Genomic DNA, 26,998 nt, shown 5'->3' on the forward strand with positions numbered 1-26,998 from the left:
TTTTGGGCCGTCTTGCACGTGCTGATAAGAAGATGCCGGGCTGGCGGCGGTATGGCGCTTGCGCTTACAATGCGGCCCTTTTTTCTCGTCCGGGGTGCTTGATGGAGATGATTTACACAGTGCAGCGCTATGCGGCAACACGGCCATGGGCCAAGCGTGTCGGGCAACTATATGGGCGGGAGGTGCAGCAGGCCGCTGCACAGCAGCAAGTGCAGGAGCTGGTGCAGCGCGAGCTGGCGCGTGCCGCTCAGGTTTATCCGGCAGTCGCGGAGCGCACTGCCAGCGAGCAGCGGCTGGCCGATGCCTATGGGCAGTTCTGCCGTCATGGCAAGGTGATGGCACATCTGGAAGATGGTTTGATGCAGGCGTTGCGGCATACCCGCGTGCCCGGCAATCTGCCCGACCGACTGCAGTTGCCGGCTGCGGCGTTTTATCTGCATGTCGATGGTGCCGAGGGCGGAGCTTTCGTCATGCAGGTGCCGGATCGCCAGGAAGTGGCCTTGCTGCTATTGCGGGCAGATTTCTCGTTGGCAGGTGCCGACTGGCTGGCGGATGTCGAGGATAGCCTGGCTTTGCTGGTGAGCTATCCGGGCGAATTGGCTGAGCCGCTGGCGGCGGTTGCTGCGGAGTGGCGTGGCTTGCTAACGGCAGTGTTGAATGGACTGGCCTTGATGACGCAGCCGCGATTGCAGCTGGTGCGGGGCTGGGAGAGTACAGCCCCATCAGACAGTGTGGCCTTGGCCATGCATCCATCCTGTGCCAAGAGCCGGCAGAAGGGGCGTAGCCAGCTTTTGCAAGCCGGCTATCAGGAAGTGAGTTATTGCCGTCTGGATGGCATGGCTACCCTGCCAGGCCAGTACGCCACGGCGGGCTACTGGCGGCGGCAGGCAGTCAACGATGCACAGGGCGGCTCGCGCCTGGTGTGGGTGATGCCGCGCTGATCAGCGCTGCGCCAATTGCGTGCGCAGTACCTGGCGCACGGCCGAGGTTTCAAATGGTTTGCCCATGATGGCGGATACCCCGGCGGCCTCGGCGGCGGCCAGTCTTTCCATGTTTTCTTCGCTGGAAATCATGATGATGGGCACCGAGCTTTGCATGCTGCGGGTGCGGATATAGCTGGCCAGCTCGCAGCCGTCCATCATTGGCATGTTGTAGTCGGTCAGTACCAGGTCAAACAGGGTGCTGTCTATCAGCGGCAGTGCGTCCTTGCCGCTCCAGGATTCGGTGATTTTTTCGAAACCCAGCCGTTCCAGTACGGTGCGGATGTGGCGGCGCGCCATCACGCTGTCGTCCACTACCAGGATGTTGAGATCGGCGTAGTCGAGGTCGCTGTCGGTGTCATTCTGGTTGGCCGCCAGAAAATCCATGGTGTCGTTGATAACCTTGCGCAGTTGGGGCAGGTCGAAGGGTTTGGGCAGTATGCCCATCAGGCCGGCCTGGCGCATGGGGTCGATCAGGTCGGGATTGGTTTCGCTGGAAACCAGGATGAACGGCAGGTCACGCAGTTCCGGGTGGCCGCGCATGCGGAAAATCATCTCTCCGGCGGTCATGTCGGGTAGATGGAAGGCGCTCATCACCACGTCCGGCTTGTATTTGCCGATGTATTCCAGCAAGGCTTCCCCGGTTTCGAATACTTCCATGCGCGTAATGCCGAGTTCGGACAGGGCATTGCGAATGATTTGTGCCTGAACCGACGAGCTTTCTGCCAGGGCGACGATCAAGTGTTGAATGGACAGCATGCGCTTTTCCGTTTTCTGTGTAGCTATGTACCAATATAGGCGCTTTGGCGGCGCTGTCATGGCCGCCAATGAAAAAACCCTGCCGTGGAGGCAGGGTTGACTGGTTGATTACTGCTGATGGTAAGCGGTAATGCGTTCAACTTCTTCTTTGGAGCCGAGGAAGACTGCTACGCGCTCATGCAGCCCCTTGGGCTGGATTTCCATGATGCGTTGATAGCCGTTGGTGGCGGCGCCGCCAGCCTGCTCGATGATGAAGGCCATCGGATTGCCTTCGTACATGATGCGCAGCTTGCCGGCCTTGTCCGGATCGCGAGCATCCTTCGGGTACATGAAGATGCCGCCACGGGTGATGATGCGATGCACCTCGGCCACCATCGATGCCACCCAGCGCATATTGTAGTCCTTGCCCAGCGGGCCGGTCTTGCCGGCCAGCATTTCATCCACATAGCGCTTAACCGGGGCTTCCCAGTGGCGCATATTGGACATGTTGATGGCAAATTCCTGGGTGCTTTCCGGTACTTGCATGTCGGAGTGGGTCAGCACGAAGGAGCCGTGTTCACGGTCCAGCGTGAAGCCGTGCACGCCGCTGCCGAAAGTCAGCACCAGCATGGTTTGCGGGCCGTATACGGTATAACCGGCGGCGACCTGTTCGGTCCCCGGTTGCAGGAAGGCTTCCGGTGTGGGGTGGTCGATGCCTGCCGGGCAGCGCAGGATGGAGAAAATGGTGCCGACCGAAATATTGACATCGATATTGGATGAGCCATCCAGCGGATCGAACATCAGCAGGTATTCGCCCTTCGGGTATTCGCCCGGGATATGGTAGGGCAGTTCCATTTCTTCCGAGGCCATGGCGGCCAGGCTGCCGCCCCATTCATTGGCATCCAGCAGGAAGTCGTTGGCGATCACGTCCAGTTTCTTTTGCGCTTCGCCCTGGATGTTGCCGGTACCGGCCTCACCCAGGATGCCGGCCAGCGCACCCTTGTTGACAGAGAAGCTGATGGCCTTGCAGGCGCGGCCAACGGTTTCGATCAGCAAACGCAGTTCGGGCGGCAGGGTGCCGGCCTTGCGCTGTTGTTCGATCAGAAAGCGGGAAAGGGTGATGCGGCTCATGGCGTTCCTTGCGTTCGGTGGGTGTGCGGTACTGGCTGGGTTCAGGCGCAGCGGCTCAATCTCAGGCGCACATTATAACGAATATGCCTGCAGCGTCATGCGCTAACAGCTATCAATAAATAGTCACCCAAGCGAGATGACTGCCATGCGGACTCTCCTGTTGCTGATTCTGCTGTCCCTTGCCCTGCCGGCTTCAGCCCTGTCCATCTTTACCGAGGAGTGGCCACCCATCACCTTTCAGCGCAATGGTGTGGCGGATGGCATGGCCGTGGAAGTGGTGCGGGAGATTCAGGCGCGCATTCATGACAATACCGCCATCGAGGTTGTGCCGTGGGCGCGTGGCTATCGCGAACTGGAAAGCACGCCCAATGTATTGCTGTTTACCGTGGGGCGTAGCGATGCACGCGAAAAGCTGATGACGCTGGTCGGGCCGGTGGCGGTATCACAAACCGTACTGCTGTCACGCAAGGGTGAGGCCGGCAACCTGCTGGCCTTGGGCCCTGCGCTCTACAGTCGGCCGGTGGGGGCGTATCGCGGCAGTATCTTTGCTGATGCGGCGGCATCTGCCGGCTTTGTCGAGCTTGATCTGGCCCCCACACCGCAGGTGTCGGCACAGAAGCTGCTGGGCGGGCGTTACGATCTGTGGGTGGAGGGCGGCTTTGTGGTGGCCTCGGTATTGAAAGATATTCATCAGCCGCCAGATGCCGTGGAGGTGGTCAGGGTGCTGGAGTCGCTGGAGCTGTATCTGGCCTTCTCGCGCGGCACCTCGGCCCGCACCATCAGGCGCTGGTACGAGGCGCTGGCCGCCATGAAGAAGGACGGCAGTTTTCGCCGTATCTACAATAAATGGCTGCCGCGCGATACCGCGCCGCTGGAGATGCGTCAGCTGGGCCTGATACCGCAGTGATCCTAGTCTTCCGGAAAGGCGTGGGCAATCATGTTGTCGTTGAGTCCGGCGGCCGGAAACGGGCGCATTTGTCCGGATTCCTGCTCCAGCCAGCGGCAAAAGGACGCCACGGTGGAGTCACCGGATGCCGTGCGCGGCACGATCCAGCAATAGTCACGCACCGGTACCACCGGGCTGGACAGTGGCGCCACCAGTTGGCCGGAATCCACCAGCGACTGCGCCATCGGCAGCGGCCCCAGGGCCACGCCCAGGCCATCCAGTGCGGCTTGCAAGGCCAGCGAGAAACGGTCGAAGTGCAGGCCGCAGGCTGGTTTCAGTTCCGGTACGCCGGCCAGGGTCAGCCAGCGCTGCCAGGCGGTGGGGCGGGTGTCCGCATACAGCAGGGTGTGCTGGGCTAGGTCGGCCGGGCTTTCGATCGGAAAGCGTTTCAGCAGGGCAGGCGAGCATAGCGGCAGCTCGCATTCTTCCAGAAATGGCTTGGCGATATGGCCGGGCCAGTCGCCGGGGCCGCGGCGGATGGCGATGTCAAACGGGCTGTCCAGCCGGCTGATGTCGCGGTCGGATGTCACCAGATGCAGCTCCACGTCCGGGTAGCTTTCGCGGAATACGTGCAGCCTGGGCATCAGCCAGTGCATGGCCATGGTGGGGGTGGAGTTGATGGTGAGCCGGCGCTGGTTGTCCGGCTGCAGCAATTGGGAAGTGGCGTTGGCGATGAGGTCCAGCCCGTCCTGCACCTGGATCAGGTAGCGCCAGCCGGTGTCGGTGAGTTTTACCCGTCCACCGGCGCGCTCGAACAGCCGCACGCCCAGCCATTCCTCCAACTGCTTGATCTGCTTGCTCACAGCACCGTGGGTAACGAACAGCTCGTCGGCTGCCGAGGAAAAGCTTTCCAGCCTTGCTGCAGCCTCAAATATGCGCAGCGCGTTGAGAGGGGGGTAAGTGCTCATGGTGTGAGTATAACTCACAGACGATGTTTCGATTACTCGTTTGTCACTGGCGGTCAGACGGCGTAATCTTCCAGCAATCAAAACGGGGTAGAAGGAAATCTCCCCGGACGGTTGCCGCCAGTTGATCCTGCACTGGCGGCTGACTCATTGCAAACAACCCAAGCAAAAAGGTCCCAAGCTATGCTCGAAGCCTACCGTCAGCATGTTGCAGAGCGCGCCGCCATGGGCATTCCGCCCCTGCCGCTGTCCGCCAAGCAAACCGAACAACTGGTCGAACTCCTGAAAAACCCGCCCAAGGGCGAGGAAGATCTGCTGGTCGAGCTGATCACCTTCCGCGTACCGCCGGGCGTGGATGATGCCGCCAAGGTCAAGGCTTCCTTCCTGGCCGCCGTAGCCGAAGGTACGGTAGCGTCGCCGCTGGTGTCGCGCGCCAAGGCCACCGAACTCTTGGGCACCATGCTGGGTGGTTACAACGTCAAGCCGCTGATCGACCTGCTGACTGATGCAGAGGTGGGTGGCATCGCCGCCGAAGGCCTGAAGAAAACCCTGCTGGTATTCGATTTCTTCCACGACGTGCAAGTACTGGCCGAAGGCGGCAACGCCAATGCCAAGGGCGTGCTGCAAAGCTGGGCCGATGCCGAATGGTTCACCAGCCGTCCGGAAGTGGAAAAGAAAATCACCGTTACCGTATTCAAGGTGCCGGGCGAAACCAATACCGACGATCTGTCGCCGGCACCGGACGCCTGGAGCCGCCCGGATATCCCGCTGCACTATCTGGCCATGCTGAAGAACACCCGTCCGGGTGCCGCCTTCGTGCCGGAAGAAGATGGCAAGCGCGGTCCGATGCAGTTCATCGAAGACCTGAAGAAAAAAGGCCATCTGGTTGCCTACGTGGGCGACGTGGTGGGTACCGGTTCTTCCCGCAAGTCCGCCACCAACTCCGTGGTATGGGCTACCGGCCAGGACATCCCCTTTGTGCCGAACAAGCGCTTTGGCGGCGTGACCCTGGGTGGCAAGATCGCTCCGATCTTCTTTAATACCCAGGAAGACTCCGGCTCGCTGCCGATCGAAGTGGACGTATCCGCGCTGGAAATGGGCGATGTGATCGACATCTACCCCTACGATGGCAAGATCGAAAAGAACGGCGCAACCGTGGCCAGCTTCCAGCTGAAGTCCGAAGTACTGCTGGACGAAGTGCGCGCAGGTGGCCGTATCAACCTGATCATCGGCCGTGGCCTGACCGCCAAGGCACGCGAAGCGCTGGGTCTGGCACCGTCCACCAGCTTCCGTCTGCCCAAGGATCCGGTCAATTCCGGCAAGGGCTTCTCGCTGGCACAGAAGATGGTTGGCCGCGCCTGTGGTCTGCCGGAAGGCCAGGGCGTACGTCCGGGCACCTACTGCGAACCGAAAATGACCACCGTGGGTTCGCAAGACACCACCGGTCCGATGACCCGTGACGAGCTGAAAGACTTGGCCTGTCTGGGCTTCTCCGCCGACCTGGTGATGCAGTCCTTCTGCCACACTGCTGCTTATCCGAAGCCGGTGGACGTGAAGATGCACAAGGAACTGCCGGCCTTCATCTCCACCCGTGGCGGTGTTGCACTGCGCCCGGGCGATGGCGTGATCCACAGCTGGCTGAACCGCCTGCTGCTGCCGGATACCGTGGGTACCGGTGGTGACTCGCACACCCGCTTCCCGATTGGTATTTCCTTCCCGGCCGGTTCCGGTCTGGTGGCGTTTGCTGCGGCTACCGGCGTGATGCCGCTAGACATGCCGGAATCGGTACTGGTGCGCTTCAAGGGCGAACTGCAACCGGGCGTCACCCTGCGTGACCTGGTGAATGCCATCCCGCTGTATGCCATCAAGCAAGGCCTGCTGACTGTGGCCAAGGCTGGCAAGAAGAACATCTTCTCCGGTCGCGTACTGGAAATCGAAGGTCTGCCTAACCTGAAGGTTGAGCAGGCATTCGAGCTGTCCGACGCTTCCGCCGAACGTTCTGCTGCCGGTTGCACCGTGCACCTGAACAAGGAGCCGATCGCCGAATACATGCGTTCCAACATCACCCTGATGAAGACCATGATTGCCGACGGCTATGCCGACCCGCGCACGCTGGAACGTCGCATCAAGAAGATGGAAGACTGGATCGCCAACGGTGAACTGCTGAAGGGTGATGCCGACGCTGACTACGCCGCCGTGATCGAAATCGATCTGGCCGACGTGAAAGAGCCGATTGTGGCCTGCCCGAACGACCCGGATGATGTGAAATTCATGTCCGAAGTTGCCGGCACCAAGATCGACGAAGTGTTCATCGGTTCCTGCATGACCAACATCGGTCACTTCCGTGCGGCTTCCAAGCTGCTGGAAGGCAAACGCGACCTGCCGGTCAAGCTGTGGCTGGCCCCGCCGACCAAGATGGATGCGCAGCAACTGACCGACGAAGGTCACTATGGCGTGTTCGGCATGGCCGGTGCCCGCACCGAAATGCCGGGTTGCTCGCTGTGCATGGGTAACCAGGCACAAGTGCGCGAAGGTGCCACCGTGATGTCCACTTCCACCCGTAACTTCCCCAACCGTCTGGGCAAGAACACCAATGTGTTCCTGGGTTCCGCTGAACTGGCCGCCATCTGCTCCAAGCTGGGCAAGATTCCGACCGTGGAAGAGTACAAGGCCAATATCGGCATCATCAATGAAAGCGGTGCCGAGGTTTACCGTTACCTGAGCTTTGACAAGATCAAGGACTACCAGGACATCGCGGCGACTGTTGCCAGCAACTGACCGGTTTGACGCTTGAACAGGAACCCCGCCATGTGCGGGGTTTTTTTGTGCATGCCGCCATTTGCGCGAAGTGGCAATGCGAAATGCGGTTAAAACCGGGTACAATCGGCGCTTTGCATTACCCCCGCCGTGCGCTGCGATGCTGGCTTTGCGCTGGTTGTTCGCCGCTGCGGCAGAATGAGGAAAGAGGTTGCTGATCGTGTGGTTTGTGCTTGGGCTGATGATGTTGGGTGTGGCGGCTGGTGTGACTTGGCGCAAGCTGGGAGCAGGGCACCCCTGGCGTGCGCGGGTGTCGCTGCAGCGTGAGCGCCTGCTGAAGAAGCTGGATCGCGTGCTGGGGGCGGGTCATGACGAAGAGCTGGACATTGCGCCAGCGGCATTTCGCGAGCGCAGGCGCGAGCCGGTGGCCATTCGCTTTGATGCCACGGTGGCCGATGATGAGCCCGCCGTGTCCCCGCCATCAGCTGGCGCGCCGGAGACTGTCCCGATTGTTGCCAAGCCTCAGCCGGTAGCAGCTGCTGCAGCCGCCGTGCCGGTGCAGCCGGTCAGCCCGTCCCCGCGTGTGCAGGCCAAGCCAGCCGCGCCGGCTGCCGATCTGCCGCATGTCGAGCTGGTTCGCAGCTATCGCAAACCCAAGCCGGCAGCAGGCTCGCCCAGTCAGCCGCGTGGCGGAAATCTCCCGGTCATCGGCCTGGACGAGCTGCAAAACAATCTGCATCACGGTTCGCTGCGTCGCCAGGCCCAGCGCCAGTCGTTGTCTGGCCATCCCGAGCCGCGCCAGTTGCCGGTGATTGATCCGCATGAAGTGCGTGCCCAGGTCAATGCCCTGCACAGCAAGCGCCGTAGCCATGAGACCCCGGTCGTCAAGCCGGCCGTGGTGCTGCAGCCGGTGCATCCGGCTCCGCGCAAGATCATCACCCAGCCGATACCGCCGCGGGTCAGCCCACCGCCGCCCGAGCCGGCCATCGTCCGGCACGAACAACAGCCCCACAGCAATGCTTATGAAGGCTGGATCCGCCCGCCCGCGCCGCGTCCGCCGCAGTCCAAGCCGGCAGCTGCCCTTGCGCCGGCTGCCCTGGCGCCGGCTGCGGTGCTGCCTGGCCTGTCGTTGGCTGATATACCTGATGCGCCCTTGTCTCAGGCTGTGGCGGAGACTGCAGCACCAGCACCAGCACCAGCACCCGATCTTGCCATGCCGGATGCGGCACAGTCGGCGCTGCCTTCGCAGCAGTTGCTGGCAGAAGATGTGATCACCGCTGCAGCTACGACCAGCGAAGCTGTTGCCGGCGTGGAAGCACATGGCCTGATGGCGGTTTTGCCGCAGGTGGAGGAGGGCGCGGCCGCAGGCCCGTCGTCCAGCAGCCAGCCTGCAGCTGTCGCCGTCAGCGCCGAACCGCCTGCCGTTGACATGGCAGCTGGTGATGTAAGCGCGCTGGCGCAGCCCCTGATTCAGCCGACGATACCTGCTGCTTTGGCCGTGACCATAGCGACCTCAACGCCCGCAGCAGTGACGGCTGCGCCGCTGGTCGAGCCCGAGCGCCAGCCGTGGCGTTGGCCGGAGCAAAGACAGCAGGCGGTGCCGCAGGATAGCCTGGCCCGGCCGACTGAGTTGCCTCCACCGGCTGCAGCTGAAGCCGTCTTGCCGTGGTCGATGATCAGTGAGCGCACGCCTGCTCCTGTGCCAGTCAGCAAGCCGGAAAGCAATCTGGTGTGGCATCTGCTGGACGAGACTGATTTGCCAACCTCTGCTGCGGCTACCGCCAATAGCGCGGAGGCAGCCGTCGAGGCTGTTGCGGAGGTGCCGCTGGCTGCATCGCAGCCGCCTGCTACAGCAAGCGTGGCGGACGCTGCGCTGCCATGGAGCTTGCCACCCGCCGCTGCCCATCGTTCCAGCCTGCCGGTGATTTATGGTGAAGACTGCCTGCCGGGGCTGGACCTGCTGCGCCCGGCCGAAGAAGCCACCACCGTGGTATCGGAAGACGAATTGCTGGAACGCGGCATCCTGATCGAGGAAAAACTGGCCGAATTCAAGGTCAAGGTCAGCGTGGTGGATGCCTATGCCGGGCCGGTGATTACCCGTTACGAGGTGGAACCGGCCGTTGGCGTGCGTGGCAACCAGGTGGTCAACCTGATGAAAGACCTGTCGCGGGCGCTGGGGCTGGCTTCCATCCGCGTGGTGGAAACCATTCCGGGCAAAACCTGCATGGGCCTGGAGCTGCCCAATGCCAAGCGCCAGATGATACGGTTGTCAGAGATTTTCTCCGCCGACGTATTCCAGCAGCCAGCCTCGCGCCTGACCATGGCGCTGGGCAAGGATATTACCGGCCAGCCGGTGGCTATTGATCTGGCCAAGGCCCCGCACCTGCTGGTGGCGGGTACCACGGGCTCCGGCAAATCGGTGGGCGTTAACGCGATGATTCTGTCCATGCTGTACAAGGCCACGCCGGACGAAGTGCGTTTCATCATGATCGACCCCAAGATGCTGGAATTGTCGGTATACAACGATATTCCACACTTGCTGGCGCCGGTGGTGACTGACATGAAGCTGGCCGCCAATGCGCTCAACTGGTGTGTGGGTGAAATGGAACGCCGCTACCGGCTGATGAGTGCCTTGGGCGTGCGTAATCTGGCCGGCTACAACGACAAGGTGCGCGAAGCCGAGGCCGCCGGCCGCCGCCTGACTAACCCCTTCAGCCTGACGCCGGAAACCCCGGAGCCGCTGAATAATCTGCCCTTCATTGTGGTAGTGGTGGATGAGTTTGCCGACTTGATGATGGTGGCTGGCAAGAAGATCGAAGAACTGATTGCCCGGCTGGCACAGAAGGCGCGAGCGGCAGGTATTCATTTGATTCTGGCCACCCAGCGGCCGTCGGTGGATGTGATTACCGGCCTGATCAAGGCCAATATCCCGACGCGGATTGCCTTCCAGGTGTCCAGCAAGATCGACAGCCGCACCATTCTTGACCAGATGGGCGCGGAAAGCCTGCTGGGTCAGGGTGATATGTTGTTCCTGCCGCCGGGCAGTGGTTATCCGCAACGGGTACATGGCGCTTTTGTCACCGATGACGAAGTGCATGCCGTGGTGGATTTTCTCAAGCAGTGGGGCGAGCCGGATTATGTGGAAGGTTTGCTGACTGGTGAAACCGAGGCGGACGAGGAGTCGGCTGCAGCCACCGCCAAGACTCAGGCAGCCACCGAGAGCGATCCGCTCTATGATGAAGCAGTGGAAATCGTGCTGAAAACGCGCAAGCCGTCGATTTCTGCGGTACAGCGCCACTTGCGCATAGGCTATAACCGCGCGGCGCGGCTGATCGAGCAAATGGAAGCTGCCGGCATTGTCAGTGGTATGGAAAGCAATGGCAACCGCACGGTACTGGTGCCGCAGCGCGAATTCTGAGATAGGCCACACCATGCAAAAAGGCAGCCGTGGCTGCCTTTTTGCTTGCGCGTGAGTCTGCTTAGCGCGAAGACCTGCGACGCGGCTGCTCGTCTTCCTTGCGGATACGGATGGGGATCAGCTCGCGCTTTTTCTCCAGCGGGGCGGTCAGCATGCCCAGCACGACGGCAAAGGCAGCGATCATAAGGATCATCAGTATGGTTTCCATGGCGGGCTTCCCTCGGCTAGCTGAGGTCTTGTTTGCTTGACCTCTGCCTTCATTGTTGGTGCAACTGGCTGATTGCTCAAGCTAAATATGCGGGTATTGTCATTTTTTTCAAGCAAAGCGCAGTAATTTCATAGCACTTTGCGGAGCAATCCAAACATCATCTATAAAGTAAAGCATGAATCAGCCTATCGATGCCGGGAGACCGTCTTGAGCATGTCATCATCTTCGGTTGCGCCACCGGGCCTGCCGCCGTCGGCTGACCTGTTGCTGTCGATGCTCAATGCCGCGGACACCGCGCTGATGGCGCTGGATGCCGCTGGCCGGATCATCCTGTTCAATCATGCGGCAGAAAAGCTGCTGGCCTACCGGGCCGATGAGTTGTGCGGACAGGCCCTGCCCAGCATGCTGCTGGAGCCAGACTTGCTGGAGCAGGAGTGTGCTCAGCTGGCTGCCCGGCTGGGGCGTGCGGTGGACGCTGTCGAGGTGTTCACTGCCGAAGTGCAGCCCGGGCGCAGCCTGACGCGGGAATGGCCGCTGCGCGGCAAGGATGGCTGGCTGCATACCGTCAATCTGTCTATCACGGCCATGCCCGAGCCAGGAGCTGCTGGCGGCTGTATGGTGGTGATGCAGGACGTGACCGAGTTCAGGCGCCTGCAGCAGCTGATGACGCGCCAGCATGCCCTGTTTGCCAATGGCCCGATGGTGGCCTTCGCCTGCCATGCGCAGCAGCCGCGGGTGGTGGTGGAAGTCAGCCCCAATGTGGCATCCATTCTCGGCTATTTCCCCGAGGACATTCTGCTGGAGCCGGACTGGTGGCTGCAGCACCTGCACCCGGACGAGCTGGCCGGGCTGGCCGATGGCGACTGGCGGCTGGGGCAGGAGCGCGGCTTTAGCAGCCGGCGCTATCGCTTCTGGCATGGCGCGGGTCACTGGTGCTGGTTGGAAGAGCAGGTGCAGCAAGTGACTGGCGATGTCGTGCAGGGTTACTGGATGGATGTCAGCAACCAGGTGGAGGGAGAGGACCGGCTGGCCAAGATTGCCACCAATATCCCCGGCATGATTTATCAGTTCTGGTCCAACCCGCGTGGGCGGGGCCGGTTTTCCTACGTCAGTGACGGTGTGATGACCATTTTTGGTGTCACCCCGGCCCAGGTCAAACAGGATGCCGATCTGGTATGGCAGCGCGTGTTTGCGGACGACCAGCAGCGGGTGCGGGAAGAAAGTGAGTCGGCGCTACGCTATCAGTTGCCGTGGATCAGCGAGTTTCGTGTTTTGTTGCCGGATGGGCGCTTGATCTGGGTGGAAGCCCGCGCCACGCCGGAGTTGCAGGATGACCAGTCGGTACGCTGGCACGGGCTGATTTCGGAAATTACCCAGCGCAAGCGTACCGAAGAAGCCTTGCGTGAAAGCCAGGAGCGGCTGGACATGGCCATGCGCGCCGCCAATATCGGACTGTGGGACTGGCATGTGGCGCTAGGTCGGCTGGATTTCAACCAGCAGCTGGTCAATATGGTTGGCTATGACTATCACGAGCTGCATGACAACCCGGGGCAATGGCAGGCGCTGGTGCACCCGGACGACCTGGCCACCGTGCGGCACAATATCCGGGCCCTGCTCAAGCGCGAAGCCGGCCAGTACCAGATCCAGTACCGGCTGCTGCGGCGTAATGGCGAGGTACTGTGGATTCTGGACAAGGGCCAGGCCACCGAGGTGGATGGCAATGGCAATGTCTGTCGCATCGTTGGCACCGTGCAGGACATCACCACGCACAAGCAGGCGCAAAAGCTGCTGGAGAACAGCGAGGCGCATTTCCGCATGCTGTTCCAGAACCACGGTGCGGTGATGATCCTGGTGGATCCGGCCAGCGGTGTGATCGTGGATGCCAACCCTTCGGCCGAGCGCTTTTATGGTTATGGCCGTGGCGAGCTGGTGGGCATGCCGATGAGCAGTATCAACCAGATGGAAGAGGCCAGAATCCGCGGCACCATGGGCGTGGCCTTGCAGCAGGCACACAATCATTTCACCTTCACCCACCGTCTGGCCAATGGCCAGCTGCGGACGGTGGACGTGCATTCTTCGCCGGTGGAATCTGGCGGACGCACCCTGTTGTTTTCCATCATTCATGACATTACCGCACGCCGGCAGGCCGAAGAGGCGCTTGCCACCCTGCAGCGGCAATTGCTGGCCATCATCGAAAATTTCCATGGCGCCATGCTGCTGGAGGATCAATACGGCGAGGTAGTGCTGGTAAACCAGCAGTACTGCCAGCTGTTCCTGCCCGGCTATACCCCGGAACAGCTCCAGCACGAGGGGCGTGCAAAGGTGGCGGCCATTGCAGCGCAGCAGTTTGCCGATCCACCACGACTGCTGCAAAGGCTGGAAGAGCTGCAGCGCTCGCGTGAGGTAGTGCTGGGCGAAGAGTGGCCGCTGGCCGATGGCCGCATGCTGGAGCGCGACCACGTGCCCATTTTCATCGAGGGGCGCTTGCGCAGTGTGTTGTGGGTATACCGCGACATCAGCAGTCGCAAGCAGCAGGAGGAGTCGCTACGGCTGCTGGCCACTACCGATGCACTGACCGGCATCGCCAACCGGCGCAGTTTCATGGAAAAACTGGAGGAAGAGTTTGTCCGCTTCCAGCGTTTCAGCAATCCGGTGGCGGTGCTGATGCTGGATATCGATCACTTCAAGCAGGTGAACGACAGCTGGGGCCATGCCGTGGGCGACCGCGTGCTGCGAGACTTTGCCCACATCTGCCAGCAGGTGGTGCGCAAGGTTGACGTGCTGGGCCGGCTGGGTGGTGAGGAGTTTGCCGTCCTGCTGCCCGGCTGTGGTATGGCCGGGGCGCTGGCACTGGCAGAACGCTTGCGCCAGGCAGTGCGCGCCCACCGGGTGGCGCTGGACGCCGGCCAGCTGCAAGTGCGGGTGAGTATTGGTGTCAGCTGCTTTGCCCGTGACCAGCAGGAGGCCAGCGTGGCGCTGGCGCTCGCCGATCAGGCATTGTATGAGGCGAAGCTGGCTGGTCGCGATCAGGTACGGGCTTTCGACGGCAACGGTCAGCGCTTTACTGCCGACTAGAGTGGGGGCAGGGCACTGGCCGGGGCGGTTTTCTTCAGCGCGCGCATCGCCAGGTCCACCCCTTCCAGAGTGAGCGGGTACATGCGCTCCTGCAGCAGGCGGCGCATCATCTGCAGCGATTGGGTGTAGTCCCAGTATTGCTCGGCCACCGGGTTGAGCCACACCGCATGGCGGAACTGCTGCAGCAGGCGGCGCATCCATACTTCACCGGACTCCGGGTTCATGTGTTCCACGCTGCCGCCCGGGTAGCTGATTTCGTACGGGCTCATGGTGGCGTCACCGACAAAGATCAGTTTGTAGTCGCTGCCAAAGGTGTGGATAAGGTCGTGGGTGGACAGGCTGCTGCCCTGGCGGCGGCGATTGTCTTTCCACACCGTTTCGTAGACGCAGTTGTGGAAGTAGTAATACTCCAGATGCTTGAATTCGCTTTTGACTGCGGAAAACAGCTCTTCCACCGCCTTGATGTGGTCGTCCATCGAGCCGCCCACATCAAACAGCACCAGTACCTTTACCGTATTGCGCAGTTCGCGCAGCATTTTCAGATCGAGCAGGCCGGCATTGCGTGCCGTTGCGGCAATGGTGCCATCCAGATCCAGCACTTCTTCCGCCCCCTCGCGGGCGAATTCGCGCAGGCGGCGCAAGGCCAGCTTGATGTTGCGGCTGCCCAGTTCGGCCGCATTGTCGAAATTGCGGAATTCGCGCTGGTCCCACACCTTTACTGCGCGGCGGTGGCGTGAGCCATCCTGGCCAATACGGATGCCTTCCGGGTTGTAGCCATAGGCGCCAAACGGGCTGGTGCCGCCGGTGCCTATCCATTTGTTGCCGCCCTGATGGCGTTCTTTTTGTTCCTCCAGCCGTTGGCGCAGGGTGTCCATCAGCTTGTCCCAGCCTAGGGCCTGTAGTTGCTGCTTTTCCTCTTCGCTGAGAAATTTCTCTACCTGCTTGCGCAGCCAGTCTTCCGGAATCTCGGTTTGCAGATCATCCAGCAGCAGTTCCTTGCCCTGAAAGTAATGGCCGAATACCTGGTCGAAGCGGTCGTAATGCTTTTCGTCCTTGATCAAGGTGGTGCGCGCCAGATAATAAAAGGCGTCCAGGCTGCCAAAGGCCACCTGCTGTTTTAGCGCTTGCAGCAGGGTCAGGAATTCCTTGAGCGATACCGGCAGGCCAGCGTCGCGCAGGGCGGTAAAGAAATCGATCAGCATGGGCAGTCCACGGAGAGTGACAAGGAAATTTCCCGGTGCTATTCTGGCTTTAGAGTCGTGGCTCTAAACGACCGTTTGCCGGATGGAACAACACGAGGATAGCACAATGAATGTCATGCCAATGCAGCAGCAAAGCACGGTCAGCTTGCCGGATGCCCATGCCGCCTTGCGCCGCGCCGCTGCCGCCGAGCGTTTTCCGGCACTGGCACGCCGGCTGGGCTGGCTGAATGCGCTGGAGCAGCTGATCCAGCAAAACCATGACGCACTGATCGCCGCCATCAACAGCGATTTTGGCCAGCGCAGCAGCGTGGAAACCCGTCTGGGCGAGCTGTTTCCCAGCCTGGAGGAGTTGCGCAGCGCACGTCGTCAGCTACGGCGCTGGATGAAGCCGCAGCGGCGCGGGGTCTCCATCTGGTTTCGCCCGGCACGCAACCGTGTGCTGCCCCAGCCGCTGGGCGTGGTGGGTATCGTGGTGCCGTGGAATTACCCGCTGTTTCTGGCCCTGGGGCCCTTGATCGGCGCACTGGCGGCCGGCAACCGGGTGATGATCAAGATGTCGGAATTCACCCCGGCCACCGGACAATTGCTGGCCGAGCTGGTGGCGCGTTACTTCGAGCCGGATCTGGTCTGTGTGGTGAATGGCGGGCCGGAGCTGGCGCAGGCTTTTACCCGCTTGCCTTTCGATCATTTGCTGTTCACCGGCTCCACTGCGGTGGGCCACCATGTGATGCGCGCCGCAGCCGACAATCTCACGCCGGTCACCCTGGAGCTGGGAGGCAAGTCGCCGGCATTAGTGGCACGCGATGCTGATTTTGCCCGGGCGGCGGAGTCGATTGTCGCTGGCAAGCTGTTCAATGCCGGCCAGACCTGTGTCGCCCCGGACTATGTGCTGGTGAATGCCAAGGACCGCGACCGGCTGCTGGCCATGCTGGATGCCGCTGCGACCCGCGCCTATCCCACGCTGGCCAATAATCCGGACTACAGCAATATCATCAACCAGCGCCATTACCAGCGCTTGCAAGATTGGCTGAGTGAAGCGCGTGCGGCGGGGGCCGAGATCCGCCAGATCAACCCGGCCGCCGAAGATCTGTCTGGCTCGCGCAAACTGCCACTGACCCTGGTACTGAACTGCCCGGCTGACTGCGCGCTGCTGCGCGAAGAGATTTTCGGTCCCATCCTGCCGGTGGTCTGCTACGACCATTTCGACGAGGCTCTCGATTACATCAATGCCCGGCCACGGCCGCTGGCCCTGTATCTGTTTGACAACGATCCGCTGCGTATCGAAAAAACCCTGCACCAGACCATTTCCGGCGGGGTTTGTATCAATGAATCGGTACTGCATGTCATCCAGCACGATATGCCTTTTGGTGGTGTCGGTGCCTCCGGCATGGGGCATTACCATGGTTATGAAGGTTTTCTCACCTTCTCCAAGCTCAAGCCGGTATTCGAGCAGAGCCGCTGGTCGGGCAGCTGGATGACCCGGCCCCCTTATGGCCGCACCGTGCAATGGTTGCTGCGACTCATGATGCGAGGCTGAGATGATCACCAGACGTCAATTGATCAAGACCGGCATGGCTGGCAGCGTGGTGTTGCTGGCAGCCGGTTTCCTGGCCAGCCCGCAGCCAGACCTGCCTGCCGCCAGTCAGGGCCATCTTGTGTTTTTGCAGACAGGTGATGCGCAGATCATCCGCAGCCTGGCCCCGGTGATGCTGGGAATGGCCGGGCTGGCGCTGGAGGACATCGTGCGCGGGGTGGATGTGGCCATCGCTAATCTGCTGCCTGCGGTACAGCAGGAGCTGCGCCAGCTGTTCGACTTGCTGGGTAATCGCTGGGGGCGGCGCTGGCTGGCCGGCGTCCACAGCCCGTGGGCACAGGCGGCAGCGATTGATCTGGCCGCCTTCCTGCGACGCTGGCAGCAAAGCCCGCTGTTGCTGCTGCGTTCCGGCTATCAGGCGCTGCATGCACTGATCAATGCGGCCTGGTTTGGCAATCCGGCTAGCTGGACTGCGCTGGGCTATCAGCAACCGCAACAGATCATGGGGCTATTGCCATGAGCAGCAAGATGAGTTTGCCCGACCCGGTGGCCGAGGGCGTGGCCAGTGGCTGGCGGGTACTGGACGGTGCAGCACAAACACAGGACCTGCAACTGAGCTGCGATGTGCTGATCATCGGCACCGGCGCGGGCGGTGGCATGACGGCCGAGGTGCTGGCCGAGGCCGGGCTGGACGTGCTGATGGTGGAAGAGGGGGCGCTGCGTACCTCGCGTGATTTTCGCCTGCTGGAAGCCAAGGCCTATCCCGAGCTGTATCAGGAATCCGCCAGCCGCAAGACCGCCGACAAGGCCATCAATATCCTGCAGGGGCGTACGGTGGGCGGCAGTACCACGGTCAACTGGACCAGCGCCTTTCGCACCCCGGCAGAGACCCTCAACTGGTGGGGCGAGCGTTATGGCCTCAAGAGCCTCAATCCGCAAACCATGGCACCGTGGTTTGACCTGGCCGAGGCCAGACTGGGCATTGCCGACTGGCAGACCGACCCCAATCCCAATAACAGCGTGCTGGAACGTGGCTGTCAGGCGCTGGGGCTGAAGCATGGCCGTATCCGCCGCAATGTGCGTGGCTGCTGGAATCTGGGCTATTGCGGCATGGGCTGCGCCACCAATGCCAAACAGTCGATGCTGGTAACCACCATTCCCGGCGCCTTGCAGCACAAGGCAGGCTTGTTGACGCGGGCCAGGGTGGAGCGCCTGCTGCCGGCGGCGGATGGCAAATCCTTGCTGGGGGCCGAGGGCCGTCTGCTGGCTGCTGATGGCCACAGCCTGAATGGCCAGCAGTTCAGCATCAAGGCCAGGCATGTGGTGCTGGCGGCCGGTGCCATCGGCAGCCCGGCCATCCTGTTGCGCAGCCAGTTGGGTGGGGCGCAGGTGGGCAAGCGCACCTTTCTGCATCCGGTAGTGGTTTCCGGTGCGGTGATGCCGCAACGCATCGAGGCCTATAACGGCGCGCCACAGACCGTGTATTCCGACCACTTCATGCACACCCAGCCGCTGGATGGCCCGCTGGGCTACAAGCTGGAAGTGCCGCCGGTGCATCCCTTGCTGATGGGAGTCACCTTGTCTGGTTTCGGGGCAGGCAGCGCGGGGCTGATGCAGCAGCTGCCCCATCTGCAAGTGGTGCTGGCTTTGCTGCGCGATGGCTTTCACCCGGACAGTCAGGGCGGCCAGGTGCGTTTGCGCCAGGATGGTTCGCCCGAGCTCGACTACCCGTTGAATGATGTGCTGTGGGACGGCGTGCGCCGCAGCTGGCTGACCATGGCCGAACTGCAGTTTGCTGCCGGGGCGCGCCAGGTGCAGGTACTGCACGAGCAGGCCGATTTGCAAAGCAGCTGGAAGGCCGCGCGCGCACAGATCATGCAGCTGCCGCTCAAGCCCTTGCTGGCACGGGTAGTCAGCGCCCATGTGATGGGTGGCGCTGCCATGAGCAGCCAGCCGGAGGAGGGTGTGGTGGATGAGTATGGCCGCCACTGGCAGCTGCGCAATCTCAGCGTGATCGATGGCTCGGTGTTTCCTACCAGCATCGGCGCCAATCCACAGCTGTCGATTTATGCCTTTGCCCTGCGTGCGGCCCACCATTTGCGGGATGCATTAAACAGCTGATGGCTGCCGGGCCGGGCCTCTTGTCTGCGCGGCAGCCAGCCCCCTATAGTGGAATGCCCATCTGACTGAAAAGGTTTTTTCGCCTTGCCGAAACTTGCAGCGTTTTTGGCTGCCCCAGACAAGGCCATGGCCGATTCCGGTGATGGTGGATCGTGCGCAGCTGCTGGGCCGGGCTGCGTGCCGTGTGTACTGCATCGCATGATCTGCTGGTGCTTGTGGTGATGGGTGGCGGGGGGGGGGCTTCTCGCCGCTGCCTGCCGTCACGTGCCAGCCGGTTTCCAGACAGGAGGTCAGTATGAGCAGCATGATGAAGGCAGCGGTTTTTGTGGCGCCAGGCCGGATTGAAATTGCCGAAAAACCTATTCCGGACGTAGGTCCCAACGATGCGCTGATCCGCATCACCACCACCACCATCTGCGGCACCGATGTGCACATCCTCAAGGGTGAATACCCGGTGGCACCGGGGCTGACCATCGGCCACGAGCCGGTGGGCATCATCGAAAAGCTGGGTAGCGCAGTCAGTGGTTATCAGGAAGGCCAGCGCGTCATCGCCGGGGCCATCTGCCCCAATTTCAATTCCTATGCCGCGCAGGATGGCGTGGCTTCGCAGGATGGCAGCTATCTGATTGCCTCCGGTAAATGTGGCTGCCACGGCTATAAGGCCACGGCGGGCTGGCGCTTTGGCAACCTCATCGACGGCACCCAGGCCGAGTACGTACTGGTGCCGGATGCCCAGGCCAATCTGTCGCCGATTCCGGATGGGCTGACCGACGAGCAGGTGCTGATGTGTCCGGACATCATGTCCACCGGTTTCAAGGGCGCGGAAAACGCCAATATCCGCATTGGCGACACCGTGGTGGTGTTTGCCCAGGGGCCGATCGGTCTGTGTGCCACGGCTGGCGCGCGCCTGCTGGGGGCCACCACCATCATCGCGGTGGATGGCAATGATCACCGCCTGGGGATCTCGCGGCTGATGGGGGCGGATATCACCCTCAATTTCACCCAGTGCGATGTGGTGGACGAGGTGATGAAACTGACCGGCGGGCGCGGGGCGGATTCGGCCATCGAGGCGCTAGGGACGCAGCAAACCTTTGCCTCGGCCTTGCGGGTGCTCAAGCCTGGTGGCACCTTGTCCAGCCTGGGGGTGTACTCCAGCGACCTGACCATTCCATTGGGGGCGTTTGCTGCGGGTCTGGGCGACCACAAGATCAACACCGCGCTGTGTCCGGGTGGCAAGGAGCGCATGCGCCGGCTGATGGGGGTGATTGCCTCGGGCCGGGTGGATCTGGGGCCGCTGGTGACCCACCAGTATGCGCTGGATGATATCGAAGCTGCTTACGATTTGTTTGCTCACCAGCGCGACGGCGTGCTGAAGATCGCCATTCGTCCCTGAGCATGGGCCGGCCAGCCCGGCTGGCTGAAACAACAAAGGCCGTCGTCCCGTGGGGCGGCGGCCTTTTTCTTGCGCAGGCGGCGGTTAGCGGCCTGCGTGACGTTCGCTCAGCTGCTGGAAGGCTGCCATGAAATCCGGCTGCACATAGGGCTTGAGCAGTGCCATCACCTGGCGCACGCCGCGATGACCGGAGGCTTCGGTAATGGGCGATTTGGGGCGCGAGGTCTGCTCGAAGGCAAACCAGAACTTCACCACCAGCCAGATATTGATGCTGACCGCTTCGATGTCGTCTTCGTCCATCTTCAGCAGGCCCAGGCGGATGAATTCGCGGAAGTGCTCGCCCAGAATGCCCTTGAGTTCGGTATTGACGAACTGGTGATACTCCGACTGCAGCTGCGGGCTGCGCGCCAGCATGCCCGGCAGGTCGTAGAACATGAAACGGAACTGCCACATCGCCAGAAAGGCGGTATCCAGGTAATTGACCAGATCGGCCACCGTCATGTCGCGCGCTTCCGGTACGGCCAGCCGTTCGTTGATGAAGTCGCGGTACATCAGGAAAATCTGGTAGACGATCTCTTCCTTGTTGCGGAAGTGGTAGTACAGATTGCCCGGGCTGATGCCCAGATGGGCCGCGATATGATTGGTGGTGATGTTGCGCTCGCCCTGTTCGTTGAACAGTTTCAGACTTTCCAGAATGATGCGGTCGTAGGTTTTGATGCGGGGTTTGCTCATGGGACACCGGACAATGGGGCAAGTCGGGATTATAACTGCTGTTTGGAGTTCCAGCTCTAAATTATTTGGCCGGAATGTCCGGATAGCACTGTTCCATGAACTGGTGGATGATGGCCTGCTCGATACGTTGCCTTTCCTTGGCCGGAATGGCGATGCGCAAGATCAACTGATAGCGTTTTTCATCCACCGCCTGCATGCCGATGCGCGGTTCCACCGATGGCGTGTCCACCAGATAGCGCTCGGCCATGCGTTCCATGTGTTCGCGCGCGGCCTCCACATGCTGCTGGCAGTGCTGCTCGGCGGCTTCCAGCAGCAGGCGCTGGGCGCGGCTGGGCGGGATGTGGTAGCCCATGGGGATGTTGATGATGTGCATCACATAATCGCCCATGTAGTTTTCCCGGATCACTGCATTGGACAGCAACAGGCTGTTGGGAAAGGTCAGGGCGCGCCCGGTCATCTGGTGGGCATTGTGCTGCGGACCGATCTCCATCACCGTGGTCGACAAGAGGCCGATGTCCACCACCCGGCCGCGGATCGACCCGACCTCGATATGGTCGCCCAGGCTATAGCTGTTGGACGCATGGCGCACCACAAAGCCGGACACGCACAGGATCAGCTCCTTGGTGGCCAGGATCAGCGCGGCAGCAAAGGCCAGCATCGATACCGCGATGGTCTGCAGCTCGTTGGCCCAGATCATGCCGATGCCGGCCAGGCCGGAGATGAACAGGAAGTTGCGGGTGGATATCGACCAGCGCCGTCTTTCCTCGACCGGCACGCTGACATTGCTGGACAGGATGCGGCCCACCACCACGCGGATCAGCAGCAATACGGCGACCAGCATCAGCGAACGCACGATCTCGTGAGAGTAGTCGGTGCGCAGCTGATGGATCAGCTCGAGCAGATCTTGCATGGTGGCGCTGGCCTTTCTAGTCGTTCAGCTTGACGGCGTGCTCACGGGTTTCGTGGAACACGATGTCCGGCCAGCGCTCTTGCGTCAGTTGCAGATTCACGCGATTGGGCGCGAGGTAGGCCAGATTGCCACCGGCATCGGTGGCGATGTTCATCTGCAGGGTCTTGATGAATTCGTCCAGCTTTTTGCGGTCGTCGCAGGTAAACCAGCGCGCCGACCAGATGCTGGCGGATTCGAACACGGCATCCACGCTGTATTCCGCCGCCAGGCGGCTGGCCACCACTTCGTACTGCAGTACGCCGACCGCACCCAGGATCAGGTCGCCGCCGCTGTGCGGCTTGAATACCTGGACCGCACCCTCTTCACCCAGTTGTTGCAGGCCTTTTTGCAGCTGCTTCAGCTTGAGCGGGTTCTTGATGCGTACCGAACGGAACAGCTCCGGCGCAAAGAAGGGAATGCCGGTAAAGGCCAGTTCTTCGCCTTCGGAAAAGCTGTCGCCAATCTGGATATTGCCGTGGTTGGGAATGCCGATAATGTCGCCGGCAAAGGCTTCTTCCACGATTTCACGGTCGTGTGACATGAAGGTCACCACGCTGGAAGCCGAGATTTCCCGGTTCAGTCGCAGGTGTTTCATCTTCATGCCACGTTCAAACTGGCCGGAACACACGCGCAGGAAGGCAATGCGGTCGCGGTGCTTGGGGTCCATATTGGCCTGGATCTTGAACACGAAGCCGGAGAACTTGCCCTCGGTCGGGGCCACGTCACGCAGGGTGGCATCGCGCAGCTGCGGTGCCGGTGCCCAGTTGATCAGGGCATCCAGAATTTCACGCACGCCAAAGTTGTTGATGGCCGAGCCGAAGAATACCGGGGTCAGTTCGCCGGCCAGGAATTCTTCCAGATTCCATTCGTTGGAAGCGCCCTTGACCAGTTCGATCTCCATGCGCAGGCCTTCCATTTCCAGCGGAAACAGTTCGTCCAGGCGCGGATTGTCGATGCCCTTGATCACTTCGATGTCGGTGATCAGCTTTTCGCTGCCGGCTTCGAACAGGATGACCTCGTCGCTCAACAGGCTGTACACGCCACGGAAGGTCTTGCCCATGCCGATAGGCCAGGTGATCGGTGCGCAGCGGATCTTCAGCACGTTTTCCACTTCGTCCAGCAATTCCAGCGAATCGCGCACTTCACGGTCGTACTTGTTCATGAAGGTGACGATGGGGGTGTTGCGCAGGCGGCAGACGTTCAGCAGCTTGATGGTCTGCTCTTCCACGCCCTTGGCAGCGTCGATCACCATCAGGGCGCTGTCCACGGCGGTGAGGACGCGATAGGTATCTTCCGAGAAGTCCTGGTGACCCGGCGTGTCCAGCAGGTTGACGGTGTGCTCGCGGTAATCGAACTGCATCACCGAGGATGCCACGGAAATACCGCGCTGCTTTTCGATTTCCATCCAGTCCGAGGTGGCAAACTTGCCGCCCTTTTTGCCCTTTACCGTACCGGCCATCTGAATGGCGCCCGAAAACAGCAGCAGCTTTTCGGTCAGCGTGGTTTTACCGGCGTCAGGGTGGGAAATGATGGCGAAGGTGCGGCGGCGCGCCACTTCCTCGGCAATGCGGGATAATTCTGCGGACATGGAGTAGGAACAGGCTTGACTTAAGAAGGCGGTGATTTTACAGGATAGCGGCGCGCAACAAAACCTCGCAGGCCGCAAATTTCTGCCATCGTTTTGACAAAAGCTTTTCTTTTGACATCAGCAAGATAGCTTTGCTGGCGTGGTGGGGGCCTGCACCAAGGCTTGAAAGCGGGTCGGCACTGGGCGGCGATTTGGTTATCATGAGTGTTTTGTCGGCTGCAGCAGCGGCCGGGCGGGCCAGAACAGGAGCAAGCATGTTTACCGGTATCGTGCAGGGCATGGCCGAGGTGGTGGCCATCGAGGAAAAACAGGATTTCCGTCGCCATGTGCTGCGGCTGCCGCCATCCATGCTGGGTGGCATCGAACTGGGTGCGTCGATTGCCCATAACGGCTGCTGCCTGACGGTGACCGAGGTGCAGGACGACCGGGTGGCTTTTGATCTGATGGCCGAAACCCTGCGCCTGACCAATCTGGGCGGGCTGCAAGTGGGCGACAAGGTCAATGTGGAGCGCGCAGCGAAGTTTGGCGACGAAATCGGTGGTCATGCCATGTCCGGCCACATCATCTGCCTGGCGCGGGTGGATGAGGTGATCCGTACGCCGAACAATTGCACGGTGTGGTTCACGCTGCCGGCAGAGTTTGGCAAATATCTGTTTGCCAAGGGCTATATCGGTATTGATGGCTGCAGTCTGACTATCGGTAGCGTCGAAGGCAGCCGTTTTTGTGTGCACCTGATTCCGGAAACGCTGGAGCGCACCATCATCCAGTTCCGCCAGGTGGGCGACGCCATCAATATCGAGGTCGATCCGCAAACCCAGGCCATTGTCGATACCGTGGAGCGGGTGCTGGCACAGCGCCATGGCGCGGGATTGGCCTGAAAAAAATGGCGAATCGGCTTGCATAGGCTGCCGATTGCCTCCATGTTGTGAAAATACAGCGCGGGGCGGATGCCCCGTTCACGGTCTGGGCAGGACTACCGCCAGCCGTCAGAATTCGCAGTCTGCCCGGCCCAGCCGCGCAGCGCCTCTATATAAAGGATGTAGCAAATGGTTATTTCTCCGGTGCAGGACATCATTGCCGACATCAAGGCCGGCAAAATGGTGGTGCTGGCTGATGCGGAAGATCGCGAAAACGAAGGCGATATCGTAATGGCGGCCGAGTTCGTCACGCCTGAAGCCATCAACTTCATGGCCAAGCATGCGCGTGGCCTGATCTGCCTGACCTTGACCGAGCAGCGCTGCAAGCTGCTGGAGCTGCCGATGATGGCGGCCAATAACGGCACCTCTTTCGGCACCAATTTCACCGTGTCCATCGAAGCCGCCGAGGGCGTCACCACCGGCATCTCCGCCGCCGACCGCGCCAAGACCGTGCAGGCGGCGGTGGCACGTAACGCCAAGGCCAGCGACCTGGTGCAGCCCGGCCATATTTTCCCGCTCAAGGCGCAGAATGGCGGCGTGTTGATCCGTGCCGGTCATACCGAAGCGGCTTGCGATCTGCCGATGCTGGCCGGGCTGGAGCCGGCCGGGGTGATCTGCGAAATCATGAACGACGACGGCACCATGGCACGCATGCCGGAGCTGCTGGAGTTCGCCAAGACCCACGGCCTGAAGGTGGGCACCATTGCCGACCTGATCCACTACCGCAGCCGTACCGAATCGCTGGTGGAAGAAGTGGGCCAGCGCCCGGTGGAAACCCCGTTTGGCGCGTTCGAGCTGCATGTATTCCGTGATGTCACCACCCGCGAAACCCATCTGGCTCTGGTCAAGGGCCAGCTGGATGAGGCGGAGGAAACGCTGGTGCGCGTGCATGAGCCGCTGTCCATCATGGATGTGCTGGACCCGACTTCGCGCCCGCACTCCTGGACCGTGCCGGGTGCGCTGGAAGCCATCGATGAAGCCGGCAAGGGCGTGGTTATCCTGCTGTATCGCGATGAAACCGGCGATGATCTGCTGCAACGTGCGCTGGGGCAGAATGTGAAGCGCTCACCGTGGGATGGCAAAACCTTCGGCGTCGGTGCGCAAATGCTCAAGGCGCTGGGCGTGGGCAAGATGAAGCTGATGTCGCCACCGCTGAACGTACCGTCGATGGCTGGTTTTAATCTTGAAGTCACCGGCTTTTGCCAGCCGGAACACTTTCATATCGAAATCGGTTAAAATAGCCGGTTTTCCGTCATGACTCCCCCTGGAGCCGGTAGTTGCCGGTTGCGCAGGGGGCTTATCTGATCCGAATTTCAGCAGCGAGGACTCCCATGCTTGAAGCTATCCAGCGCATTTCTTCCGATTTTAACGGTCGCGGCCTCAAGGTCGGCATCGTCCAGGCGCGTTTTACCGAGGAAGTGTGCCACGGGCTGCGCGACGCCTGCCTGGCCGAGCTGAAGGTGCTGGGCGTGGCTGCGGATGACGTGGTGCTGGCTACCGTGCCGGGGGCGCTGGAAGTGCCGCTGGTGCTGCAAACCATGGCCAAGAGCGGCAAGTTCGATGCGCTGGTGGCGCTGGGCGCCATCATTCGTGGCGAAACCTACCACTTCGAACTGGTTTCCAATGAGTCCGGCGCCGGTGTCACCCGCGTGGGTCTGGATTTTGACATCCCCATTGCCAACGCCATCCTCACCACCGAGAACGACGAGCAGGCCGAAGTGCGCATGCTGGAAAAAGGCCGTGACGCAGCACGCGTTGCGGTGGAAATGGCCAATCTGCATAAAACGCTGCGCGGTTGATCATCCCTTGGGGATGATGCCGCTCACTTGTTCTTTTTAGGAAACCGACATGAAAACCGCCCGTCGCCGTGCCCGCGAATTTGCCGTTCAGGGCATCTATGAATGGGAATTGAATCCGGATCGTCCGGCTTCGCTGATTGAAAAACACCTGCGCGAAAACGAATACTTCGCCAAGGCGGACGAAACCCTGTTTCGCGCCGTGCTGTACGGTGTACTGAAAGACGTTGCCGTGCTGTCCGGTCGCATTCGTCCTTACTACGAGCGCAACGAAGAAGAAGTCAGCCCGGTAGAACGTGCCGTGCTGCTGATGGCAGCGCTGGAACTGACCCAGCACCCGGAAACGCCGTACCCGGTGATCATCAATGAAGCCATCGAGATCACCAAGACTTTCGGTGGTACCGACGGCCACAAATTCGTCAATGGCGTGCTGGACAAGCTGGCTGCCGATGTACGCGCCGACGAGGTTGCCTCGCAGCGTTCGCGTCGTCAAGGCTGATAGTCTTGCTGCATGAAACTGACACCCGCCACGGCGGGTGTCAGTTTGTTGACGCCCCTCTCGCTTTCCGAAAGGAAAGCGAGGCTCCCTTGCAGGGCAAGGGCGGGGG

At 61.2% G+C, this 26,998-nt stretch carries 22 protein-coding genes; 13 read left to right on the forward strand and 9 right to left on the reverse strand.

From position 1 onward, the window contains the following. Window positions 1-101 precede the first annotated feature (101 nt). On the forward strand, window positions 102-941 hold the full coding sequence (locus EAY64_RS02265; RefSeq protein ID WP_103523164.1) for a hypothetical protein: 840 nt from the start codon (window positions 102-104) through the stop codon (window positions 939-941). On the opposite strand, the gene EAY64_RS02270 is transcribed toward EAY64_RS02265, so the two are convergent. Together EAY64_RS02270 and EAY64_RS02275 are read right to left on the reverse strand one after the other, a co-directional pair. Further along, on the reverse strand, window positions 942-1,739 hold the full coding sequence (locus tag EAY64_RS02270; protein ID WP_103523165.1) for a response regulator: 798 nt from the start codon (window positions 1,737-1,739) through the stop codon (window positions 942-944). Between the two features lie 108 nt (window positions 1,740-1,847). Further along, a complete protein-coding gene (locus EAY64_RS02275) occupies window positions 1,848-2,849 on the reverse strand; it encodes a class 1 fructose-bisphosphatase (RefSeq protein WP_103523166.1) in 1,002 nt (333 codons plus the stop codon). A 145-nt stretch (window positions 2,850-2,994) separates the two neighbouring features. Here EAY64_RS02275 and EAY64_RS02280 point away from each other — a divergent pair, with 145 nt between their 5' ends. Continuing rightward, a complete protein-coding gene (locus tag EAY64_RS02280) occupies window positions 2,995-3,756 on the forward strand; it encodes a substrate-binding periplasmic protein (protein ID WP_103523184.1) in 762 nt (253 codons plus the stop codon). Between the two features lie 2 nt (window positions 3,757-3,758). Here the strand turns inward: EAY64_RS02280 and gcvA are convergent, their stop codons facing one another. Further along, window positions 3,759-4,703 carry a transcriptional regulator GcvA gene (gene gcvA / locus EAY64_RS02285; protein ID WP_103523167.1) on the reverse strand — a complete coding sequence of 315 codons (945 nt, stop codon included), beginning with the start codon at window positions 4,701-4,703 and terminating at the stop codon, window positions 3,759-3,761. A gap of 180 nt (window positions 4,704-4,883) precedes the next feature. Between gcvA and acnB the strand changes: the two genes are divergently transcribed. Together acnB and EAY64_RS02295 are read left to right on the forward strand one after the other, a co-directional pair. After that, complete coding sequence (gene acnB, locus EAY64_RS02290) at window positions 4,884-7,478, forward strand: bifunctional aconitate hydratase 2/2-methylisocitrate dehydratase (RefSeq protein WP_103523168.1); 2,595 nt, start codon at window positions 4,884-4,886, stop codon at window positions 7,476-7,478. 190 nt (window positions 7,479-7,668) lie between these two features. Further along, window positions 7,669-10,875: a DNA translocase FtsK gene (locus EAY64_RS02295; protein WP_255640322.1), complete on the forward strand. Its 3,207-nt coding sequence runs from the start codon at window positions 7,669-7,671 to the stop codon at window positions 10,873-10,875. 61 nt (window positions 10,876-10,936) lie between these two features. On the opposite strand, the gene EAY64_RS20765 is transcribed toward EAY64_RS02295, so the two are convergent. Further along, window positions 10,937-11,068: a hypothetical protein gene (locus EAY64_RS20765; protein ID WP_255424530.1), complete on the reverse strand. Its 132-nt coding sequence runs from the start codon at window positions 11,066-11,068 to the stop codon at window positions 10,937-10,939. A 228-nt stretch (window positions 11,069-11,296) separates the two neighbouring features. Here EAY64_RS20765 and EAY64_RS02300 point away from each other — a divergent pair, with 228 nt between their 5' ends. After that, complete coding sequence (locus tag EAY64_RS02300) at window positions 11,297-14,158, forward strand: sensor domain-containing diguanylate cyclase (RefSeq protein ID WP_103523169.1); 2,862 nt, start codon at window positions 11,297-11,299, stop codon at window positions 14,156-14,158. On the opposite strand, the gene EAY64_RS02305 is transcribed toward EAY64_RS02300, so the two are convergent. Next, a complete protein-coding gene (locus EAY64_RS02305) occupies window positions 14,155-15,360 on the reverse strand; it encodes a vWA domain-containing protein (RefSeq protein ID WP_103523170.1) in 1,206 nt (401 codons plus the stop codon). The two genes, EAY64_RS02300 and EAY64_RS02305, sit on opposite strands and share 4 nt — an antisense overlap. A gap of 106 nt (window positions 15,361-15,466) precedes the next feature. Here EAY64_RS02305 and EAY64_RS02310 point away from each other — a divergent pair, with 106 nt between their 5' ends. The 4 genes from EAY64_RS02310 to EAY64_RS02325 all read left to right on the forward strand — a co-directional run bounded on the left by EAY64_RS02310 (window position 15,467) and on the right by EAY64_RS02325 (window position 20,408). Continuing rightward, the gene (locus tag EAY64_RS02310) at window positions 15,467-16,897 is read left to right on the forward strand and encodes a coniferyl aldehyde dehydrogenase (protein WP_103523171.1); all 1,431 of its coding nucleotides are present in this window, start codon (window positions 15,467-15,469) and stop codon (window positions 16,895-16,897) included. Window position 16,898: 1 nt separating this feature from the next. Next, on the forward strand, window positions 16,899-17,414 hold the full coding sequence (locus EAY64_RS02315; protein ID WP_103523172.1) for a hypothetical protein: 516 nt from the start codon (window positions 16,899-16,901) through the stop codon (window positions 17,412-17,414). Further along, window positions 17,411-19,015, forward strand: coding sequence for a GMC family oxidoreductase (locus EAY64_RS02320; RefSeq protein ID WP_103523173.1), 1,605 nt, complete (start codon window positions 17,411-17,413; stop codon window positions 19,013-19,015). The genes EAY64_RS02315 and EAY64_RS02320 overlap by 4 nt, the downstream gene beginning before the upstream one ends. Before the next feature lie 295 nt (window positions 19,016-19,310). Continuing rightward, window positions 19,311-20,408 (forward strand): NAD(P)-dependent alcohol dehydrogenase, encoded by a 1,098-nt coding sequence (locus tag EAY64_RS02325; protein ID WP_103523174.1) that lies wholly within the window; start codon window positions 19,311-19,313, stop codon window positions 20,406-20,408. An 84-nt stretch (window positions 20,409-20,492) separates the two neighbouring features. Here EAY64_RS02325 and EAY64_RS02330 read toward each other — a convergent pair whose 3' ends face one another. The 4 genes from EAY64_RS02330 to EAY64_RS20230 all read right to left on the reverse strand — a co-directional run bounded on the left by EAY64_RS02330 (window position 20,493) and on the right by EAY64_RS20230 (window position 23,933). Then, complete coding sequence (locus EAY64_RS02330) at window positions 20,493-21,140, reverse strand: TetR/AcrR family transcriptional regulator (protein WP_103523175.1); 648 nt, start codon at window positions 21,138-21,140, stop codon at window positions 20,493-20,495. A 61-nt stretch (window positions 21,141-21,201) separates the two neighbouring features. Next, window positions 21,202-22,050 carry a mechanosensitive ion channel domain-containing protein gene (locus tag EAY64_RS02335; RefSeq protein WP_103523176.1) on the reverse strand — a complete coding sequence of 283 codons (849 nt, stop codon included), beginning with the start codon at window positions 22,048-22,050 and terminating at the stop codon, window positions 21,202-21,204. 16 nt (window positions 22,051-22,066) lie between these two features. Then, window positions 22,067-23,677, reverse strand: coding sequence for a peptide chain release factor 3 (locus EAY64_RS02340; protein WP_103523177.1), 1,611 nt, complete (start codon window positions 23,675-23,677; stop codon window positions 22,067-22,069). Window positions 23,678-23,714: 37 nt separating this feature from the next. Continuing rightward, complete coding sequence (locus tag EAY64_RS20230; protein WP_147456165.1) at window positions 23,715-23,933, reverse strand: hypothetical protein; 219 nt, start codon at window positions 23,931-23,933, stop codon at window positions 23,715-23,717. Here EAY64_RS20230 and EAY64_RS02345 point away from each other — a divergent pair. From EAY64_RS02345 to nusB, 4 genes are all read left to right on the forward strand, one after another. Next, window positions 23,932-24,555: a riboflavin synthase subunit alpha gene (locus tag EAY64_RS02345; RefSeq protein ID WP_103523178.1), complete on the forward strand. Its 624-nt coding sequence runs from the start codon at window positions 23,932-23,934 to the stop codon at window positions 24,553-24,555. The two genes, EAY64_RS20230 and EAY64_RS02345, sit on opposite strands and share 2 nt — an antisense overlap. A 168-nt stretch (window positions 24,556-24,723) precedes the next feature. Further along, window positions 24,724-25,830 (forward strand): bifunctional 3,4-dihydroxy-2-butanone-4-phosphate synthase/GTP cyclohydrolase II, encoded by a 1,107-nt coding sequence (gene ribBA, locus EAY64_RS02350; protein ID WP_103523179.1) that lies wholly within the window; start codon window positions 24,724-24,726, stop codon window positions 25,828-25,830. Between the two features lie 95 nt (window positions 25,831-25,925). Beyond that, on the forward strand, window positions 25,926-26,393 hold the full coding sequence (gene ribH / locus EAY64_RS02355; RefSeq protein ID WP_103523180.1) for a 6,7-dimethyl-8-ribityllumazine synthase: 468 nt from the start codon (window positions 25,926-25,928) through the stop codon (window positions 26,391-26,393). Between the two features lie 49 nt (window positions 26,394-26,442). Next, the gene (gene nusB, locus EAY64_RS02360; RefSeq protein WP_059287032.1) at window positions 26,443-26,889 is read left to right on the forward strand and encodes a transcription antitermination factor NusB; all 447 of its coding nucleotides are present in this window, start codon (window positions 26,443-26,445) and stop codon (window positions 26,887-26,889) included. Window positions 26,890-26,998 lie beyond the last annotated feature (109 nt).

It is taken from the genome of Aquitalea palustris, assembly GCF_003693445.1.
Lineage (GTDB): Bacteria > Pseudomonadota > Gammaproteobacteria > Burkholderiales > Chromobacteriaceae > Aquitalea > Aquitalea palustris.

Bases quoted from the DNA above. Each gene is read 5' to 3' on its own strand.
- EAY64_RS02270 (WP_103523165.1), bottom strand. From the start codon at position 1,739: ATGCTGTCCATTCAACACTTGATCGTCGCCCTGGCAGAAAGCTCGTCG.
- EAY64_RS20230 (WP_147456165.1), bottom strand. From the start codon at position 23,933: ATGCTTGCTCCTGTTCTGGCCCGCCCGGCCGCTGCTGCAGCCGACAAA.
- EAY64_RS02330 (WP_103523175.1), bottom strand. From the start codon at position 21,140: ATGAGCAAACCCCGCATCAAAACCTACGACCGCATCATTCTGGAAAGT.
- EAY64_RS02265 (WP_103523164.1), top strand. From the start codon at position 102: ATGGAGATGATTTACACAGTGCAGCGCTATGCGGCAACACGGCCATGG.
- acnB (WP_103523168.1), top strand. From the start codon at position 4,884: ATGCTCGAAGCCTACCGTCAGCATGTTGCAGAGCGCGCCGCCATGGGC.
- EAY64_RS02340 (WP_103523177.1), bottom strand. From the start codon at position 23,677: ATGTCCGCAGAATTATCCCGCATTGCCGAGGAAGTGGCGCGCCGCCGC.
- EAY64_RS02315 (WP_103523172.1), top strand. From the start codon at position 16,899: ATGATCACCAGACGTCAATTGATCAAGACCGGCATGGCTGGCAGCGTG.
- EAY64_RS02275 (WP_103523166.1), bottom strand. From the start codon at position 2,849: ATGAGCCGCATCACCCTTTCCCGCTTTCTGATCGAACAACAGCGCAAG.
- ribBA (WP_103523179.1), top strand. From the start codon at position 24,724: ATGGTTATTTCTCCGGTGCAGGACATCATTGCCGACATCAAGGCCGGC.
- EAY64_RS02305 (WP_103523170.1), bottom strand. From the start codon at position 15,360: ATGCTGATCGATTTCTTTACCGCCCTGCGCGACGCTGGCCTGCCGGTA.
- ribH (WP_103523180.1), top strand. From the start codon at position 25,926: ATGCTTGAAGCTATCCAGCGCATTTCTTCCGATTTTAACGGTCGCGGC.
- EAY64_RS02280 (WP_103523184.1), top strand. From the start codon at position 2,995: ATGCGGACTCTCCTGTTGCTGATTCTGCTGTCCCTTGCCCTGCCGGCT.
- EAY64_RS02320 (WP_103523173.1), top strand. From the start codon at position 17,411: ATGAGCAGCAAGATGAGTTTGCCCGACCCGGTGGCCGAGGGCGTGGCC.
- EAY64_RS02310 (WP_103523171.1), top strand. From the start codon at position 15,467: ATGAATGTCATGCCAATGCAGCAGCAAAGCACGGTCAGCTTGCCGGAT.
- EAY64_RS02345 (WP_103523178.1), top strand. From the start codon at position 23,932: ATGTTTACCGGTATCGTGCAGGGCATGGCCGAGGTGGTGGCCATCGAG.
- nusB (WP_059287032.1), top strand. From the start codon at position 26,443: ATGAAAACCGCCCGTCGCCGTGCCCGCGAATTTGCCGTTCAGGGCATC.
- gcvA (WP_103523167.1), bottom strand. From the start codon at position 4,703: ATGAGCACTTACCCCCCTCTCAACGCGCTGCGCATATTTGAGGCTGCA.
- EAY64_RS20765 (WP_255424530.1), bottom strand. From the start codon at position 11,068: ATGATCCTTATGATCGCTGCCTTTGCCGTCGTGCTGGGCATGCTGACC.
- EAY64_RS02325 (WP_103523174.1), top strand. From the start codon at position 19,311: ATGAGCAGCATGATGAAGGCAGCGGTTTTTGTGGCGCCAGGCCGGATT.
- EAY64_RS02300 (WP_103523169.1), top strand. From the start codon at position 11,297: ATGTCATCATCTTCGGTTGCGCCACCGGGCCTGCCGCCGTCGGCTGAC.
- EAY64_RS02335 (WP_103523176.1), bottom strand. From the start codon at position 22,050: ATGCAAGATCTGCTCGAGCTGATCCATCAGCTGCGCACCGACTACTCT.